Raw genomic sequence first — 17218 nt, 5'->3', positions numbered from 1 at the left:
GAGCATGGCCGTTCGCGTGATCGCAGTGGATGATTTCGATCTGGTCGTATTCGGCGGCACCGGTGACCTCGCGCACCGCAAGCTGCTCCCGGCCCTCTATTTCCGCGATCTCGACGGCCAGATTCCAGATGCGGCCCGCATTCTGGTCACATCGCGGCGCGAATTTTCCTCCGGTGAATACCGCACCTGGGCGGAAGAAGCCCTGCGCGAGCACATCAAGGATCTCGACGATGCCGCGCTCACCCGCTTCCTTGGCCGCCTGACGTATGTCGCCATCGATGTGGCCGCCGACGCCGGCTGGGCGGAACTGGGCAAGATCCTGAACGAGCGCCCGGATGTGGTCCGCGCCTTCTATCTCGCGGTGTCGCCGGATATCTTCGGCACCATCTGCGCCGGGATCGGCAAGGCTGGCCTCGTCAATGCCAACACCCGCGTCGTCATCGAAAAGCCGATCGGCAAGGACGGGCAGTCGGCCAAGGCGCTGAACGAGACCATCGGCAAGGTGTTCCAGGAACACCAGATCTTCCGTATCGACCATTATCTCGGCAAGGAGACGGTGCAGAACCTGATGGCGCTGCGCTTTGCCAACGCCCTGTTCGAGCCGCTGTGGAATGCCGCGCATATCGATCATGTGCAGATCACCGTGGCCGAGTCGCTCGGCGTCGGCGGGCGCGCCGGTTACTACGACACGGCCGGTGCCCTGCGCGACATGGTGCAGAACCATATTCTCCAGCTGCTGTGCCTCGTCGCCATGGAGCCGCCCGCCTCGATGGATGCGGACAGCGTGCGCGACGAGAAGCTGAAAGTGCTGAAGGCGCTGGCGCCCTTTACGCCCGAACTGGTGGAAAAGCACATCGTGCGCGGCCAGTACAAGGCCGGCGCCTCCTCCGGCGGTGCCGTGCCGGGCTATCTGGAAGAGCTGGGCCGGGACGACAGCCTCACGGAAACCTTCGTCGCCATCAAGGCAGAGATTGCCAACTGGCGCTGGTCCGGCGTGCCCTTCTACCTGCGCACGGGCAAGCGCCTTGCCACCCGCGTGTCGGAAATCGTCGTGCAGTTCCGTCCGATTCCCCACTCCATCTTCGGCTCGGAAGCCGGTGTCATCACCGACAACCGCCTCGTCATCCGCCTGCAGCCGGATGAGGGCGTGAAGATGGAAATCATGATCAAGGACCCGGGCCCCGGCGGCATGCGCCTGCGCCGGGTTCCGCTGGACATGAGCTTTGCCAACGCCTTCAAGGTGCGCAATCCGGATGCCTATGAGCGGCTGATCATGGACGTGATCCGCGGCAACCAGACCCTGTTCATGCGCCGCGATGAAGTGGACGCGGCCTGGCAGTGGATCGATCCGATCCTCGAATCCTGGTCGGCCACCAAGGACCAGCCCAAGGGCTACACCGCCGGCACATGGGGCCCTTCTGCGTCGATCGCTCTGATCGAGCGCGACGGACGGACCTGGTCGGAAGAAAACGCCTGATCCACGGCGAGCTTGGACAACCGTGCCGCCCGCCCCTGCTGGCGGCACGCTGACCGGGATCGAAAATGACATGCCGGAAGCAGTTGCCGCTTCGGCTTAAATCGATTAAATCCGCAGGGCGGCGGGATTGTGATCTGCTCTGGACGCCTGATGCGCCCCTCCCGCCCCGGAACTGAGGGAGAGAAAGTTCCATGACCGTGCATGCCCGCATCGCAGAGGTGACCGAGCGCATCGTCAAGCGCAGCCACGACAACCGCTCCCGCTATCTGGACCGCATCCGGGCCGATGGCGGGAAGGGGCCGCGCCGCTCCACTCTGGCCTGCGGCAACCTCGCCCACGGCTTTGCCGCCTGCACCGTTTCCGACAAGGCCGCCCTCGCAGGCGATGTGGTGCCGAACCTCGGCATCATCACCGCCTATAACGACATGCTGTCGGCCCATCAGCCCTACGAGACCTATCCGGAACTGATCCGGCAGGCCGCGCGGGATGCCGGTGCCGTTGCCCAGGTGGCAGGCGGCGTTCCGGCCATGTGCGATGGCGTGACGCAAGGCCAGTCGGGCATGGAACTGTCGCTGTTCTCCCGCGACATCATCGCCATGTCCACGGCCATCGGCCTCTCCCATGCCATGTTCGATGCCGCCGTCTATCTCGGCATCTGCGACAAGATCGTTCCGGGCCTCGTCATCGGCGCCCTCTCCTTCGGCCACCTGCCCGCGATCTTCATCCCGGCCGGGCCGATGACCTCGGGCATCACCAATGACGAGAAGGCCAAGACGCGCCAGCTCTATGCCGAAGGCAAGGTGGGACGGGCGGAACTGCTGGAGTCGGAATCGAAGTCCTATCACGGCCCCGGCACCTGCACCTTCTACGGTACAGCCAACTCCAACCAGATGCTGATGGAGATCATGGGCCTGCATATGCCGGGCGCCTCCTTCATCAATCCGGGCACGCCGCTGCGTGAGGCTCTGACCCGCGAAGCGGCCAAGCGGGCGCTGGCGATCAGCGCCCTCGGCAACGAATACACCCCCGTCGGCGAGGTGATCGACGAGCGCGCCATCGTCAACGGCGTCGTCGGTCTGCATGCCACGGGCGGCTCCACCAACCACACCATGCACCTTGTCGCCATGGCCAATGCGGCCGGCATCAAGCTGACCTGGGATGACATTTCCGAGCTGTCCGACGTGGTGCCGCTGCTCGCCCGCGTCTATCCGAACGGCAAGGCGGACGTGAACCATTTCCAGGCTGCAGGCGGCATGGGCTTCCTCATCCGCGAGCTCCTGTCCGCCGGACTGCTGCACAAGGATGTGCGCACCGTCAACGGCACCGGCCTTGATGGCTACACCGTCGAAGCCAAGCTGAACGATGATGGCACCGTCCGCCGTGATGCCGCGCCTGCCGTGTCGGGCGATGAAAAGGTGCTGGCGCCGATGCCGAAGGCCTTCCAGGCCAACGGCGGGCTGAAAGTGCTGGACGGCAACATGGGCCGCGCCGTCATCAAGATTTCCGCCGTGGCCGCGGAGCGCCACATCATCGAGGCCCCTGCCCGCGTCTTCAATTCCCAGGACGACCTTCAGGCGGCCTTCAAGCGCGGCGAGCTGACCGGCGACGTGGTGGCCGTGGTGCGCTTTCAGGGCCCCAAAGCCTGCGGCATGCCGGAACTGCACAAGCTGACGCCCGCCCTCGGCATTCTTCAGGACAAGGGCCTGAAGGTGGCGCTGGTCACCGACGGCCGCATGTCCGGCGCCTCCGGCAAGGTGCCGGCCGCCATTCACGTCACGCCAGAGGCTTGCGACGGCGGCCCCATCGCCCGTATTCAGGATGGTGACGTGATCCGCGTCGATGCCGTCAAGGGAACACTGGAAGTGCTGGTGGATGCGGCGGAGTTCAACGCCCGCCCGCTCGCCACCTATGACCTCTCGGCCAACCAGACCGGCACGGGCCGCGATCTCTTTGCCCCCTTCCGTGCCCTCGTCGGCACGGCAGACACGGGCGCTCATGTTTTCGGCAGCTGATGCTGCCACGACCGGAAGGACCAAGGAATGCCGCAGGATACCGCCCGCATTGAAGCTGTCATGACCGCTGCGCCGGTCATCCCCGTTCTCATCGTCGAGGACCCTGCGGCAGCCGTTCCCATGGCTCAGGCCCTGGTGCGCGGCGGCCTCCCGGCCACCGAGATCACCCTGCGCACCCCGCGCGCTCTGGAGGCCATCAAGGCCGTTGCCGACAACGTGGAAGGCGCCATTCCGGGTGCCGGCACCGTGCTGGATGCCGCCCAGTACGAAGCCGCCGTCAAGGCGGGCGCCAAGTTCATCGTCTCCCCCGGCGCCACGCCGAAGCTGCTGGATGCGGCGGAAAACTTCGACGTGCCGCTGCTGCCGGGCGCTGCCACCTCTTCGGAAGTGATGGCCCTGATCGAGCGCGGCTATCTGCGTCTCAAGTTCTTTCCCGCAGAGCAGGCGGGCGGTGCTTCCTATCTGAAGTCCCTGTCCTCGCCTCTGGCACAGGTGAAGTTCTGCCCGACCGGCGGCATCACCCTGGAAAAGGCCCCTAGCTACCTTTCTCTGCCGAACGTGCTGTGCGTCGGCGGCTCCTGGATCGCCGATGCCAAGGCCATTGCCTCGGGCGACTGGGCCGGGATCGAGGCCCGCGCCCGCGAGGCGGCCGCCATCAAAGGCTGATGCACACAAATATTCTGTATTTTCGGGACCTAATGAACCGGCGGGCTTGAAAAACCCGCCGGATCTTCTTAAGTGCGCCGGGATTTTCCGGACTGTTTTCCAGACAGTTGTGATTTTTGGTTCCGCTCGTCTCTCACGGCAGAGCGAACACGGCCGGCCGATCCGGCACCTGACAGAAGGACGTGGTTTTATGGCATTGGATCTGACGTATCTTGCAGCCGGTCTCATCCTTCTGTTTTTGGGCGGTGAAGCGCTCGTGAGAGGCGCGGTCTCCATCGCAGCGCGATTTGGCATGCCGCCTCTGATCATCGGCCTGACGATTGTCGGCTTCGGCACCTCCATGCCGGAACTGCTTGTGTCGCTGAAGGCGGCCTTTGACGGCGCGCCCGACATTGCCGTCGGCAATGTGGTCGGCTCCAACACAGCCAATATCCTGCTCATCCTCGGCGTTGCTGCCGTGATCTGCCCGATCCCGACCGCCATTCCTGGCATCCGCCGGGACCTCGCCATGGTTACCCTTGTCGCCGCCTTCACGCTGGTGCTGGGCTATCTCGGCCATGTCTCCCGCCTGATGGGCGCGGCGATGTTCGTCACCCTCTGCGCCTATCTTTTCTATGCCGCCGTCTACGGCAAGAAGGAGGAAGCAGAGGAGGACGACGAGCACGCGCCTGTGCCGATGCCGCTCTGGATGCAGCTTGCCTATATCGCCGGCGGCCTTGCGGGCCTTGTCATCGGAGCGGATCTGCTGGTGCGCGGCGCCACATCCATCGCCCGCGGCTATGGCATCTCCGAAGCGGTGATCGGCCTCACCATTGTTGCAGTCGGCACCAGCCTGCCGGAACTTGCCACCTCCGCCATCGCCGCCTTCCGCCGCCATTCGGAAATCGCCATCGGCAACGTGCTGGGCTCGAACATCTTCAACATCATCGGCATTCTGGGCGCGACCGCCGTGTTCCATCCGGTCGCAATCGCCCCCAGCATTGCCAGCTTCGACATTCCGCTGATGCTGGGCGTCACCGTACTGCTGGCGCTGATGCTGCTGGGGCTGAAGTCGATCAACCGGCTGGCTGGCGCCGCCTTCCTGGTGTTTTACACGGGCTACTGCGGCTATCTCTTCACCCAGATGCCGGGCGTCTGAGGTTCGGGCACATCGCAGCAAGACGCGCCGGGTTCAGGCGCGTCTTGCCATTTGCTCAACGGCACCGCCTGCCGTGGCCCAGGCCGCAAACCCGCCCTCAAGGTGCACGACCGTTTCCAGACCCATCTCGATGGCCGTCCGTGCCGCAAGCGCAGAGCGCCAGCCTGCCGCGCAGAAGAACACAAAGGTTGCATCGCTGGCGAAAACCGGCTTGTGATAGGGGCTCGCCGGATCGATCCAGAATTCCAGCATGCCGCGCGGGCAGGAAAAGGCGCCGGGAATGGCCCCTTCCCTCTGGATCTCGCGCACATCGCGCAAGTCAACAAAGACATAGCCATCACGGCCAAGCAGCAGCTTCGCCTCTTCGGCGGAAATCACGCTGACCAGCTCTGCCGCCTCTGCCAGAAGCACATCGATACCGCGCGATATTCTGTGAGCCATGCCAAAGCCTCCCGACAAACCGGACGGCCCAATCATGCCACTGTCCGCCGCAGAAGGCGACCCATCAATGGCACAAGAAGATTTCACGCCGTCATTCCGCTGCCCGGAAACTGGGGCATGGCACTGTCATGCCCGCGTGCTATACCATTGCCATGATTTGCAGTATGCCTGCGCAGTCAGGATTTTAAATCGATTAAGGAGCTTTCATGTTCACTCCGGACCACTGGCAGTCGCTGAAGTCTCACGCCAATGACCTGAAGGCCACCAGCCTGCGCAATCTGTTCGCGGCAGACCCCAAGCGGTTCGACAAGCTGAGCGTGCGCGACGGTGACCTGCTGATCGATTTCTCCAAGTCGCTGCTGACGGCCGAGACTGTTTTCCTGCTGTGCCGCTTTGCCCGCGAAGCCGGGCTTGAGACGCAGCGTGCCGCCATGTTTGCGGGCGAAAAGATCAACCGCACGGAAAAGCGCGCCGTGCTGCACACCGCCCTGCGCAACCAGTCGGACGAGCCTGTGCTGGTGGATGGCGTCGATGTGATGCCCGATGTGCGCGAAGTTCTCGCAGACATGGGCGAGTTTGCCGAAGGCATCCGCTCGGGCGACATCGCCAGCGCCTCCGGCGCGCCTTTCACCGATGTGATCAACATCGGCATCGGCGGCTCGGACCTTGGCCCGGTGATGACGACGCTGGCGCTCGCCCCCTATCACGACGGCCCGCGCCTGCACTACGTGTCCAACGTGGACGGCGCCCATATCGCCGACACGCTGAAGGACCTGGACCCGGCAACAACGCTGGTGATCGTCGCCTCCAAGACCTTCACCACCATCGAAACCATGACCAACGCCCGCACGGCCCGCGCCTGGATCGCCGAAGCGCTGGGTGAGGCCGCCGTTGGCGCGCATTTCTGCGCCGTCTCCACCGCGCTGGACAAGGTGGCTGCCTTCGGCATCGGGGAAGACCGCGTGTTCGGCTTCTGGGACTGGGTTGGCGGGCGCTATTCCGTCTGGTCTGCCATCGGCCTGCCGCTGATGATCGCCATCGGCCCGGATGCCTTTGCCGAATTCCTCGAAGGCGCCCATGCCATGGACGAGCATTTCCGCACCGCACCGCTGGAGCAGAACCTGCCGGTGCTGCTGGGCCTGAGCGGCGTGTGGAACCGCAATGCCATGGGCTACGCCGCCCGCGCCGTGCTGCCTTACGACCAGCGTCTGTCGCGCCTGCCCGCCTATCTGCAGCAGCTCGACATGGAATCAAACGGCAAGCGCGTGACACTGGATGGCACCACGGTGGAAACCGAGACCGGCCCGCTGGTCTGGGGCGAACCCGGCACCAATGGCCAGCACGCCTTCTATCAGCTGCTGCATCAGGGCACGACGGTGATCCCTTGCGAGTTCATCGTCGCTGCAAAAGGCCATGAACCGGAGCTGGCGCATCATCACGAGATGCTGGTGGCCAACTGCCTCGCCCAGTCCGAAGCCCTGATGCTGGGTAAAACGCTGGATGAAGCCAAGGCGCAACTGAAAGCCACTGGCATGGCGGCAGACGAAGTGGAGCGGCTGGCTCCGCACAAGGTGTTCCCCGGCAACCGGCCGTCCATCACCATTGTCCATGACCAGCTGACGCCCTTTGCGCTCGGCCGCCTGATCGCGCTCTACGAGCACCGGGTGTTTGTCGAAGGCGTCATCTGGGGCATCAACTCCTTCGACCAGTGGGGCGTGGAGCTTGGCAAGGAGCTGGCAACGGCCCTGCTGCCGATGGTCAAGGGCGAGGCTCCGGCCGATGGCAAGGACGCGTCCACACGCGGTTTGCTGGCCGCATTACGTAGCGCTTGACGGAACTTGGCTGCGAAGTCACCTTGTCAGGCGGACGGTGCGATTTATTGGAACCAAATCAGCGCTGATGGGTTACAAAAGTGACATGGATCACCGCAATCTCGTCACTTTGGACTAATATCGGTGGCGGTCTTGGTTGCGGAATCATATCCGCAATTTCGGGAGAAATCAGATGAAGAGATTCGTTGTTCTTGCTGCGGCCGGTCTGCTGCTCGCAGCCTGCCAGTCCGACAGCCAGCGTGACCGCGCCCTGGTCGGCGGTGGTCTTGGTGCTGCAACCGGCGCCGTGATTGGTGCTGCGGCGACGGGCGACGTCGGCGGTGCCCTCGTGGGCGGCGTCATCGGCGGTGCCGGTGGTGCGATCGTCGGTTCGGCAACCACGCCGAAAAACTGCGTGGCCTATGACCGTTACGGCCGTCCGTACCGGGTTGTCTGCCCGTAAGCTTCAGGCTTGACTTGACAGGCAAGGCCTTCCCCATCCATCGGTGGGGGAGGCCTTCTTGTTTTGTGAGAGATCCGTGCCACAGTTCCCCTTCCCCGCCGCAGCGCTGCTGCTTGCATCCGGGCTTGCACTTGCCGCCTGCAATTCGGCAAGCCAGACCGAGCGGGCCGTCGCGGGGGCAGCTGTTGGCGGAGCGGCAGGCACAGGCGCAGGCTGGCTGCTGGGCGGCAATCCGGGCGCAGCCGTTGCCGGAGGCGTTGTGGGCGCGGCGGGCGGTGGCCTGATTGGCGCCCTCACTCCCGGCAAATGCGTCAAGCGCGGGCCGGACGGCATCTATTACCGCATCCCCTGCCCCGAATGAATAAACCCATGACAAGACCCATGACAAAACCCCGGCGCCTTGCGGCACCGGGGTTCATGTCATTCAGTCCGTGAAAGCCTTAGGCCTTCAGGGCTGCTTCCGGCGCGACATAGTCATAGCCCAGAGCCTCGGCAACGGCCTGACAGGTCACCTTGCCCTTGTAGACATTGAGGCCCGGCAGGAAGGCCGGATTGGCCAGCAGCGCAGCCTTGGCGCCCTGATCGGCCAGCGCCAGCGTGTAGGGCAGCGTCACGTTGTTGAGGGCGAAGGTCGAGGTGCGCGGCACGGCGCCCGGCATGTTGGCGACGCAGTAATGCACCACGCCGTCGACGATATAGGTCGGCTCGGCATGGGTGGTGGCGCGGGAGGTTTCGAAGCAGCCGCCCTGGTCGATGGCAACGTCCACGACGACAGAGCCATTCTTCATGCGGCGGATCATGTCGGCGGTCACCAGCTTCGGCGCTGCAGCACCGGCCACCAGAACGGCACCCACGACGATATCCGCATCCAGCACATACTGCTCAAGCGCAGCCTTGGTGGAATAGACGGTACGCAGGCCCGATCCGAAGGTGCGCGACAGCCCGGCCAGCACATCGACGTTGCGGTCCAGCACGGTCACATCGGCGCCGAGGCCCAGCGCCATGGTGATGGCATGGGCACCGACGACACCGCCGCCGATGACAACGACCTTGGCAGGCGCCACGCCCGGCACGCCGCCGACGAGAATGCCCGAGCCGCCAGCGGCCTTCTGCAGGGCATTGGCGCCAGCGGTGATCGACAGACGGCCGGCAACCTGGGACATCGGCGCCAGCAGCGGCAGGCCGCCACGGCCATCGGTCACGGTTTCATAGGCAATGCAGGTCGCACCGGACTTGACGAGGTCTGCGGTCTGCTCCGGATCCGGAGCCAGGTGCAGATAGGTGAAAAGCGTATGATCGGGGCGCAGCATGGCGCGCTCAACGGCCTGCGGCTCCTTCACCTTGACGATCATTTCGGCAATGTCGAAGACTTCCTTCGCCGTTGCACAGATCTTGGCACCGGCCGCCACGTAGGCGGCATCTTCAGCGCCAATGCCTGTGCCTGCATTCGTCTCGACATAAACTTCATGGCCATGAGCCACAACTTCCATGACGCTGTCCGGCGTCAGACCAACACGGTATTCATGGTTCTTTATTTCTTTTGGCACACCAATGCGCATCGTTTATTCCTCTCTGGTAAGGATTTATGCGATGACACTAGAGGAGATGTGATCGAATAGGCTTGCGTTCTTTGCAGCGTAAGCGGCATTTTTCCATTACAATGCGAATTTCAGCGGTATAATCCGCATATTCTGCGAGGCGCGATGAAATTAGACCGGATCGACAAGCGTATTCTCACCCTGCTCCAGCAGGACGGGAGGATGCCAAACGCCGATCTGGCACAAAAAATCGGCCTCTCACAATCTGCCTGCCTGCGCCGCGTGCGGGCGCTTGAGGATTGCGGCATCATCAGCCGCTATGCCGCCCTGCTTGATCAGCGCAAGCTTGGGCGGCGCATGGATGTTTTCGTCGAAATCTCCCTGACGGGCCAGTCCAACGAGGTCCTTCTCGCCTTCGAGCAGGCCGTGGGGCAGTCCCCCGAGATCATGGAATGCTACCTCATGGCCGGCGATGCGGACTATCTGCTCCGGCTTGCGGCGGAGGACCCCAACGACTTCGAGCGGCTGCACCGCGAAACCCTGGCACGGCTGCCCGGCGTTTCGCGGATGAAATCCTCCTTCGCCATCCGGCCCATCGTCCGCAAAACCGCCTTTCCACTGGACAGTACCCACCGAAGCACCGACTGACCACAGCAAGGTCGACGCCTGCAGCTCCTTCCGCCTATAGTGCGCGCAAACGACGCATCCACGGATCTGGAGCCTTTCTTGACTGCCGAAATCACCTGCCTGCTCGATGGCCGCTTCGCGCTGGCCGAATGTCCCACGTGGGATGAGCGCCGCCAGAAGCTTTTCTTCACCAATATCAAGGGCAAGACCGTTCACGCTCTCGACTGGCAGAGCCGTGAGCTGGAAACCTGGACCTTCGCCAATGAAGTCGGCTCCTTCGCCCTGTGCGAGGATGGGCGGCTGATCGTGGCCGTCTGGGATCAAGTGATCCTGTTCGATCCGCAAACCGGCGCGCAGCAAACCATCGCCAGTATCGAGGCCGGCAATCCGCACACGCGCCTCAACGATGGCAAGGCCGGGCCGGACGGCGCCTTCTGGGTCGGCACCATGGACAACCGTTCGCCGCGCCAGCCGGTTGCGGGGCTCTACAGGGTGGCTCCCGACGGCAAGGTGACTCAGATCCTCGACGGTGTGCATGTCTCCAACGGCCTCGCCTGGTCGCCGGACGGCACGGCCATGTATCACGCCGACAGTTCCCCCGGCTGGGTGGACCGCTGGCGCTTTGATCCGGCAACCGGCGCCGTGTCGGAGCGCACCCGCTTTGCCCAGCTCACCAACGAGACGGGCCGCCCGGATGGTGCCACGGTCGATTCTTCGGGGAATTACTGGAGTGCAGGCGTGTCGGCCGGGGTGCTGAACTGCTTCTCGCCGGCAGGCGCACTTCTGGCGAAATTCACCCTGCCCGTGCCCCGCCCGACCATGCCCTGCTTCTGCGGGCCGGAGCTGGCCGATCTCGTCATCACCAGCCTGCGCCCGGATGATGCCGCCAGCATCGAAGCCGCGCCCCAGTCCGGCAGCCTCTTCCACCTGCGCCCCGGCCTGACAGGCCTGCCCGCTTACAGGTTTGGGGCGAAGGGCTGAGGCCAAAGTCTTGGGCGAATGAAGATGCCCCTTTACGGCGGGAGCGCTCCCACGCCCTCTTGGGAGGGTGATTTATTCATGAGCATTGGTTAAGCCCCGTGCGGCGCTTGAGCATTTTCAAGGCGTGATGCATCAGCATCTCAGCGCCTTGGTATAAGGGCTACATACCGGTAGGATGTTATCTCGAGCCTGCGATGAGAAGTACAGGGTCGCCCCGGCCAAGCGCAGCGCGAGCCGGGGACTACTCGTTCGCAGAGAAGTACCGTGACCTCAAGACGGGCGGCAGGCTCATACCAACTCTTGATGAGCTTGTTTCATCGAGAGTTGGTCAAGTCCGCGCGGCGCTTGAGCATTTTCAAGGCGTGATGCGTCAGCACCGAAAGCCTTGATATCAGCTACGCTTCAAGCCTCTGCGCTGCGCACATGCCTCACCGCTCTGGAAACGAGTGGTCCCCGGATCTCCGCTCCGCTTCGTCCGGGGCGACGCAGAGCGTGTGGCGCGGCTATGCCTCTGTCTCGGCCTTCGTCTCCACGTCCGGCTTGCGGACGAAGTCTCTGGCCTCTTCGGGGATGTTACGCCCCCAGGTAGCCTTGAGATTGTGATCAACGGCGATGCGCTCGTCAAAGACGAAGCATTCGCCGGACCACAGGCTGTTCTCTTCCGGCATCTTTTCCAGATAGTTCAGGATGCCGCCATCGAGGTGGAAGACATCCTCGAAGCCCATGTCCAGCAGCAGCGAAGTGGCTTTTTCGCAGCGGATGCCGCCGGTGCAGAACATGGCGACCTTCGGCTTGCCCTCCAGCGCCTGCTGCGCCTTCAGCCACTGCGGAAACTCGCGGAAAGACCGGGTCTTCGGATTGAGCGCCCCCTCGAAGGTGCCGAAGGCGAATTCGTAGTCATTGCGGGTGTCGATCACGAGCACGTCCGGGCTGGAAATGAGGCCGTTCCAGTCCTCCGGCGCCACATAGGAGCCGACACGCTTGCGCGGATCGACGGTCTCGACGCCCAGCGTGACGATCTCCTTCTTCAGCCGCACCTTCATGCGCCGGAAGGGTTTGCGTTCGGCCCAGGATTCCTTGTGGGTCAGATCGGCAAGGCGCGGATCCTGACGGATGACACCGAGCACATGGCGCAGGTTTTCCTCTGCCCCGGCAATGGTGCCGTTGATCCCTTCGGCCGCCAGCAGCAGGCTGCCGCAGATCTCATTTTTTTCGCACAGCTCCAGCAGTTGGCCGCGCAGATCGCGGAAATCTTCCAGAGGAACGAACTTGTAAAGGGCGGCGACGAGATACATGCGATTAACCTGAGTGATCCGGCGCGCATCTGCCGCCGTGCTGTCTTCTGATCCGCCTTATAAACCCGCCCGGCGCCAAAACGCAAAAGGGAGCGCAGCCCTTCCCGCAAGAGAAGGACAGCGCTCCAGTGATCCCGGCTCCTCAGGTCCGGGAAAGGGCTCAGCGGCCGCCGCTGAAAGCGTTCAGCACGGTCAGCAGGCTGGTCAGGTTGTCGGCAACGCCGGTCTGGGCCACCTTTTCGGTCGCACCGGCCGCCGCCGTCGTGTCCAGCGTGTAGATCTGCATGATGCCCTGGTTCGCGGCGGCCTGCGCCAGCGAGTTCTGCTGCTGCTGGGCGGCAACGGCATTCTCGAACAGGATGCCGGTCGAATGCACCATCGACTGATAGAGGGTGCTGATGGCGACAGCCGGAGCTTCGCCGACAACCTTCACGTTCGACTGCGTGACGGCATCGGTGATCATCGGATTCACGGTGGTAGGATCAGCCATGTAATTCACTCCTTCAAGCAGGCCTTCGAAGCTTCAGGCCCGTTACACCCCTTAGGACGCCATCCCGCCGCCAGTGTGAGGCAGACCGGGTTCTTTTCAATCAGAGACTGTGGATGCCGTGAGCATTTTCTCCCGGCGTCGCTCTCAAGATCCGCCTTTGAAGCTTTGGAGCACTGTCAGCAGGTTGAGCAGCGGGTCCGGCACGCCGCTCTGCGGCGCGATCAGTTCAGGGCTGAAGCCGATCGGTACCTGATAGAGGCTTCCGGAAGCGTCTGTTCCCGATCTGGCAGCCCGTTCCAGAGCCCTCAAGTTCTCTTGCGCGCTGTGGGCGTTCTCAAAAAGCACGCCGGTCGAGTGATAGGTGGATATATGGAGCAGATTGCGCAGGGAAGCAGGATGCTCGGGCACGGGCTGGGCGGTGTTGACTGCCTCCCAGGCGGAAATGTCCGGCCCATCCGCTTCAGCACCTTCCATCTGCCTCTCCCCGATAACCTCACGGCCAACAGAGGTTTAGAGTATCCCCGCTCCACCGCGTTTCAAGCGACGGCTGCGTGCAGCCGGGATGCAAAGCAAGGGCCGGCATGAAGCCGGCCCCAGTTTTGGCAGACGCCGGCAACAGCGCCAGCGGGAGGCTGCCCTATCAGCGGCCGGTCCCGCCCAGCGCGCCGAGAATGGTCAAGAGGCTGGTGAGATTGTCGGATACGCCCGTCTGCGCCACCTTTTCCGTCGCGCTTGCCGCAGCCGTGGAGTTAACGGAATAGATCTGCATGATGCCCTGGTTGGCTGCCGCCTGGGACAGGGTGTACTGCTGCTGCTGGGCGGCAACCGCATTCTCGAACAGGATGCCGAGCGAATGGGCCTGCGACTGGTACAGCGTGCTGAGCGCCACGGCAGGTGCATCGCCAACGACCTGCACATTGGACTGGGTTACCGCATCGGTGATCATCGGGCTCACGGTGGTGGGATCGGCCATCTCTTTTTACTCCTTGAGGCGGGCCAGCACCGCATGCGGCCCTTCACATCTCATAGGACGTCAATCCCAGACGCCCGTGAGGGAGCGTGCCGGCATTTCGCAGGTCCGCACATGACAAAAGGGCCGGCATGAAGCCGGCCCCAATCTGGTCTGGTCTGTGCGTCCCTGCGGTCTGCGGTCAGCTGAAGGACTGCAGCACCGTCAGAAGGCTGGTCAGATTGTCGGACACGCCCGTCTGGGCCACCTTCTCGGAAGCACCGGCAGCGGCCGTCGTGTCGACGGAATAGATCTGCATGATCCCCTGGTTGGTTGCGGCCTGGGCCAGCGAGTTCTGCTGCTGCTGGGCGGCGACCGCATTCTGGAACATGATGCCGGTCGAGTGGGACATGGACTGATAGAGCGTGCTCAGCGCGATCGCCGGCGACTCGGCAACAACCTTGACGTTGGACTGGGTCACGGCATCAGTGATCATCGGGCTCACGGTAGTGGGTGCGGCCATATTCATCTCCTTGATCTGCGGCGTGGCCGGGATCAGCCAATCACCTGCACAAGAAAAGACGCCAACCACCACCCCGCGTGACAGATTTCATGAAATTAAAGAACATACGCGAAATATAAAGCGCAAAGCCTCCGCGATTTCATCGCGAAGGCGCAAGTTCTTCATGATGTTCAGCATCAATCAGCGCGATGAGCCGGTGAGATGCTGCTTCATCTGTTCGATCTGATACTGAAGCCCCTGCCGCACGGTCGGGTTCGACAGTCCGGCCTTCTGGGTCGCCAGATTGTGGCCGATCTGCTCCATGACGCTCAGGGCCTTCACCGCATCCTGCGGCAGCTTCACCAGTTCCTCGTTGTTGGCGAGCAGCTTGGCCAGCGTCTCCTGCTCACCCTGGATCGAACTGGAAAGGTTTTTCGCCGCGTCGCGGGCACTGCTCAGCACCTTGACGGCAACAGCAAGCCCCTCTTCATAGGCCTGATCTGCGGCTTTCTTGCGCTGCCCCGCCTCAATGCCGGCCGCCAGCACTTTCGGCAGGGCCTGGGTCACCTGGGCATAGCCCGACTGCAGGGCTGCGACCTTCAGATGCTCGATGAGCAGCTGGCGCAGCAGCTGCGCCCCTGTGGCGGCCCCTCCGGCGCCGGCGTCCTTGCCACCTCCACCGCTGCCGGCAAGATCGCGGACGAACTCGCCGGTGGCGGCAGCGGACGACTGATCCGCCGCACCGGCCTCATCCTCTCCGCGCCCCGCACCACGGCCTTCGCCCCGCCCGGCGTCACGCCCTTCCCCCCGAACACTCCCGGCGCTGGCAGCAGCGGCAGAAGAGGGTTGAGCCGCCGGTGCCGTCATCACCGGAACCGCGACTTCAGGCACAGGCACTTCGGGCACAGGCACCTTCGGCACATCAACCTGCGGCGCCGGAACAGCCGGAATCTCTCCAGCACTCTGCGCCGGGGGCTGGGCGGCGGCCTGCGCGGACGCCGTTTCAGCCTTGGGCTCAACTCCGGTACCGGTCTCTACGTCCGTCATTTTCGCTCTCCTTACGGGTCTTGGCCGAACGGCTGGTGCTGCGCATGGACTGGCTGATGAAGGCAAGCGCATCGCGCATCAGGCTGTCGGAACTGCTGTCCGGGACCGGAGGACAGCATGAAGCTGCCCCTGCCCCATCCGCTTCGAACACGGCCGCCATCTCGCAGGTGGTGACGGCTGTCACCTCTCCGGTGCTGGACAGCTGCAGCAACTCACCCGCCTGCCCCAGCGCGGTGCGCGCCCAGGACAGCTGCGTGATGACCTGAGGATAGACGTTGAAGAGCCTGCTCTCTCCCGGCGCGCCACAGGTCTGGCCGATTTCCTCGGCCCAGTTTTCAAGAAAGCACTGGATCAGTACATCCAGATCGCGGCACAAGCCATCCGTACTCAGTTCCATGACACACCTTCCCAACGGCCGGAGCTGATCCAGCCTCTGCGGCACGCTTGCCGTGCCTGTTCTTCAGGATTTCATCAGCCCGCGGCCCCTCAGGACACGGCCGTCTTCAGATCACCGATCACCGTGGAGGCCGAGGTTCCGGCGGTGGTGCTGACACTGCCATAGACAGCGACGGCGGCCTGCACCATGGCCTGGATTTCCGCCATCAGCGGCACGGCGATCAACTCGCCCGCAGGCCCCTGCGCCGCCTTCTTGATGGCCACCGCCTGCCCGGCCACTGCGATCTGCATGATGGCGTTCATGTAGCTCTCGGCATCCTGCACCGCGATGGCGGTCGTCTGGCCGACGCTCATCTCCGGCGGCGTGATGACCATGGCGGGCGCATTCGCCAGATTCTGATAGTTGGTGAAGTTCACCGCCTGCACGATCTGCTTGTTCAGCGCCGAAGTGTCAGGCGGTGTCGCGCCCACCGGGGCAGTCGGATCTCCAGGCATTCTCTTCTCCTTTGACAGGTCTTTCTCAAGCTGCGGGGCAAAGGCCGCCTCAAGGTTTACCGGCCTGCCGTTGACGGGGGGCCCGTTCACCGGACGCAAGGTCTGGGGCGAGGACTGAGGCAAGCCCCCTGCCCGCCCGGACGGGCTCGTGTTAACGTTAACGGAGCCCGGCGAACCTTCACCGGCATTTCCGGCCGCCCGGCCCCCTGCCGGAGCAGACCGTGAAACACCCGGAGCCCCCGGCTCAGGCGCCGGCTCAGACGTCCTTGCGGACAGGCGGGAAGCCGGTTTCGCCGTGGCCGGAGCTGTGGCTGGCGCATGTCCGGTCACCGAAGGCTTCGCCTCAATGGGCGCCGCTCTGCCTTGCAGGCTGACCTCCCGCGTATCCGGCTGCCCCTTCCCGCCTGCCACCGGCTTTCCGCCGTGGATCCAGTCGGACAGCCAGCCATCCCGCCAGGCTCTTTGCTTACCCGTCCCCTCCGCCCCGCTCACCGCAGCGGTGGCAGACTGGCGCAGGCGGTCCAGAAACGTTTTCGTGGCCATGGCACCACTCCCTCATCGCACTCCGGCCGGACCGGAGCGTCCCTGAGCACGTCAGGACGGACTGGAAAGAAAACCCGCCGCCCTGATGTTACTGGCCCACTTCCATGATCAGCTGCACCGCCTTGGAGACGACCGCCGTCATGACCTGGTTGAGCGCCTGCTGGCTGTGAACCGCATTCTGGATCGACAGGCCCGTCGCATGGCTGCTGACCTGATAGAGGCTCGCGATGGCCTGGGACGGCGCTTCGGCCACCACCTTCACATTGGTCTGGGTGACCGCATCGGTGATCTGGGAATTTACAAGCTGATCGGCCATTTCCTGTTCCTGTTCGGTTTGCGATGACCCG

The 17218-nt window shown here is 63.7% G+C and carries 20 protein-coding genes; 9 read left to right on the top strand and 11 right to left on the bottom strand.

Annotation, left to right across the window (positions count from 1 at the left end):
* The first annotated feature begins 4 nt into the window (after positions 1-4).
* From zwf to AC0CMF_RS12360, 4 genes are all read left to right on the top strand, one after another.
* Positions 5-1477, top strand: coding sequence for a glucose-6-phosphate dehydrogenase (gene zwf, locus AC0CMF_RS12375; protein WP_058899396.1), 1473 nt, complete (start codon positions 5-7; stop codon positions 1475-1477).
* A 191-nt stretch (positions 1478-1668) separates the two neighbouring features.
* Entirely contained in the window at positions 1669-3489 is a 1821-nt protein-coding gene (gene edd / locus AC0CMF_RS12370; RefSeq protein ID WP_058899395.1) for a phosphogluconate dehydratase, read from the top strand.
* A gap of 27 nt (positions 3490-3516) precedes the next feature.
* Positions 3517-4155: a 2-dehydro-3-deoxy-phosphogluconate aldolase gene (locus tag AC0CMF_RS12365; RefSeq protein ID WP_472481748.1), complete on the top strand. Its 639-nt coding sequence runs from the start codon at positions 3517-3519 to the stop codon at positions 4153-4155.
* 190 nt (positions 4156-4345) lie between these two features.
* Positions 4346-5293, top strand: a complete 948-nt coding sequence (locus AC0CMF_RS12360) for a calcium/sodium antiporter (protein WP_050474180.1) — start codon at positions 4346-4348, stop codon at positions 5291-5293.
* Between the two features lie 33 nt (positions 5294-5326).
* On the opposite strand, the gene AC0CMF_RS12355 is transcribed toward AC0CMF_RS12360, so the two are convergent.
* A complete protein-coding gene (locus tag AC0CMF_RS12355; protein WP_050474278.1) occupies positions 5327-5734 on the bottom strand; it encodes a rhodanese-like domain-containing protein in 408 nt (135 codons plus the stop codon).
* Positions 5735-5940: 206 nt separating this feature from the next.
* Here AC0CMF_RS12355 and pgi point away from each other — a divergent pair, with 206 nt between their 5' ends.
* The 3 genes from pgi (at position 5941) to AC0CMF_RS12340 (ending at position 8369) form a co-directional block, all read left to right on the top strand.
* Complete coding sequence (gene pgi / locus AC0CMF_RS12350; protein WP_099052106.1) at positions 5941-7566, top strand: glucose-6-phosphate isomerase; 1626 nt, start codon at positions 5941-5943, stop codon at positions 7564-7566.
* 172 nt (positions 7567-7738) lie between these two features.
* Complete coding sequence (locus tag AC0CMF_RS12345; protein WP_019964496.1) at positions 7739-8008, top strand: glycine zipper domain-containing protein; 270 nt, start codon at positions 7739-7741, stop codon at positions 8006-8008.
* 76 nt (positions 8009-8084) lie between these two features.
* Positions 8085-8369 (top strand): hypothetical protein, encoded by a 285-nt coding sequence (locus AC0CMF_RS12340; RefSeq protein ID WP_050474181.1) that lies wholly within the window; start codon positions 8085-8087, stop codon positions 8367-8369.
* 79 nt (positions 8370-8448) lie between these two features.
* On the opposite strand, the gene ald is transcribed toward AC0CMF_RS12340, so the two are convergent.
* Positions 8449-9567 (bottom strand): alanine dehydrogenase, encoded by a 1119-nt coding sequence (gene ald, locus AC0CMF_RS12335; RefSeq protein WP_058899394.1) that lies wholly within the window; start codon positions 9565-9567, stop codon positions 8449-8451.
* Positions 9568-9711: 144 nt separating this feature from the next.
* Between ald and AC0CMF_RS12330 the strand changes: the two genes are divergently transcribed.
* Both AC0CMF_RS12330 and AC0CMF_RS12325 read left to right on the top strand, forming a co-directional pair.
* Entirely contained in the window at positions 9712-10194 is a 483-nt protein-coding gene (locus tag AC0CMF_RS12330; RefSeq protein WP_058899393.1) for an Lrp/AsnC family transcriptional regulator, read from the top strand.
* Between the two features lie 78 nt (positions 10195-10272).
* Positions 10273-11154 carry an SMP-30/gluconolactonase/LRE family protein gene (locus AC0CMF_RS12325; RefSeq protein WP_058900739.1) on the top strand — a complete coding sequence of 294 codons (882 nt, stop codon included), beginning with the start codon at positions 10273-10275 and terminating at the stop codon, positions 11152-11154.
* 503 nt (positions 11155-11657) lie between these two features.
* Here the strand turns inward: AC0CMF_RS12325 and trhO are convergent.
* The 9 genes from trhO to AC0CMF_RS12280 form a co-directional block, all read right to left on the bottom strand.
* The gene (trhO, locus tag AC0CMF_RS12320; protein WP_058899392.1) at positions 11658-12449 is read right to left on the bottom strand and encodes an oxygen-dependent tRNA uridine(34) hydroxylase TrhO; all 792 of its coding nucleotides are present in this window, start codon (positions 12447-12449) and stop codon (positions 11658-11660) included.
* 160 nt (positions 12450-12609) lie between these two features.
* Complete coding sequence (locus AC0CMF_RS12315) at positions 12610-12939, bottom strand: RebB family R body protein (protein ID WP_050474185.1); 330 nt, start codon at positions 12937-12939, stop codon at positions 12610-12612.
* A gap of 144 nt (positions 12940-13083) precedes the next feature.
* Complete coding sequence (locus AC0CMF_RS12310) at positions 13084-13413, bottom strand: hypothetical protein (RefSeq protein ID WP_058899391.1); 330 nt, start codon at positions 13411-13413, stop codon at positions 13084-13086.
* 166 nt (positions 13414-13579) lie between these two features.
* Positions 13580-13912: a RebB family R body protein gene (locus AC0CMF_RS12305; protein WP_050474187.1), complete on the bottom strand. Its 333-nt coding sequence runs from the start codon at positions 13910-13912 to the stop codon at positions 13580-13582.
* Positions 13913-14090: 178 nt separating this feature from the next.
* The gene (locus AC0CMF_RS12300; protein WP_050474281.1) at positions 14091-14411 is read right to left on the bottom strand and encodes a RebB family R body protein; all 321 of its coding nucleotides are present in this window, start codon (positions 14409-14411) and stop codon (positions 14091-14093) included.
* A 180-nt stretch (positions 14412-14591) separates the two neighbouring features.
* Positions 14592-15437 (bottom strand): hypothetical protein, encoded by an 846-nt coding sequence (locus tag AC0CMF_RS12295; RefSeq protein WP_058899390.1) that lies wholly within the window; start codon positions 15435-15437, stop codon positions 14592-14594.
* Positions 15406-15834, bottom strand: coding sequence for a hypothetical protein (locus tag AC0CMF_RS12290; RefSeq protein WP_058899389.1), 429 nt, complete (start codon positions 15832-15834; stop codon positions 15406-15408). Before AC0CMF_RS12290 ends, AC0CMF_RS12295 begins: the two co-directional genes overlap by 32 nt.
* An 89-nt stretch (positions 15835-15923) precedes the next feature.
* Entirely contained in the window at positions 15924-16328 is a 405-nt protein-coding gene (locus AC0CMF_RS12285; protein ID WP_055453924.1) for a hypothetical protein, read from the bottom strand.
* Between the two features lie 631 nt (positions 16329-16959).
* Positions 16960-17187: a RebB family R body protein gene (locus AC0CMF_RS12280; RefSeq protein ID WP_019964483.1), complete on the bottom strand. Its 228-nt coding sequence runs from the start codon at positions 17185-17187 to the stop codon at positions 16960-16962.
* Positions 17188-17218: the final 31 nt, after the last annotated feature.

This window comes from Pannonibacter sp. CBAS1226 (assembly GCF_055685825.1).
Note: the sequence above shows the minus strand (reverse complement) of the source record. Positions and strands in the feature narration are given on the sequence as shown.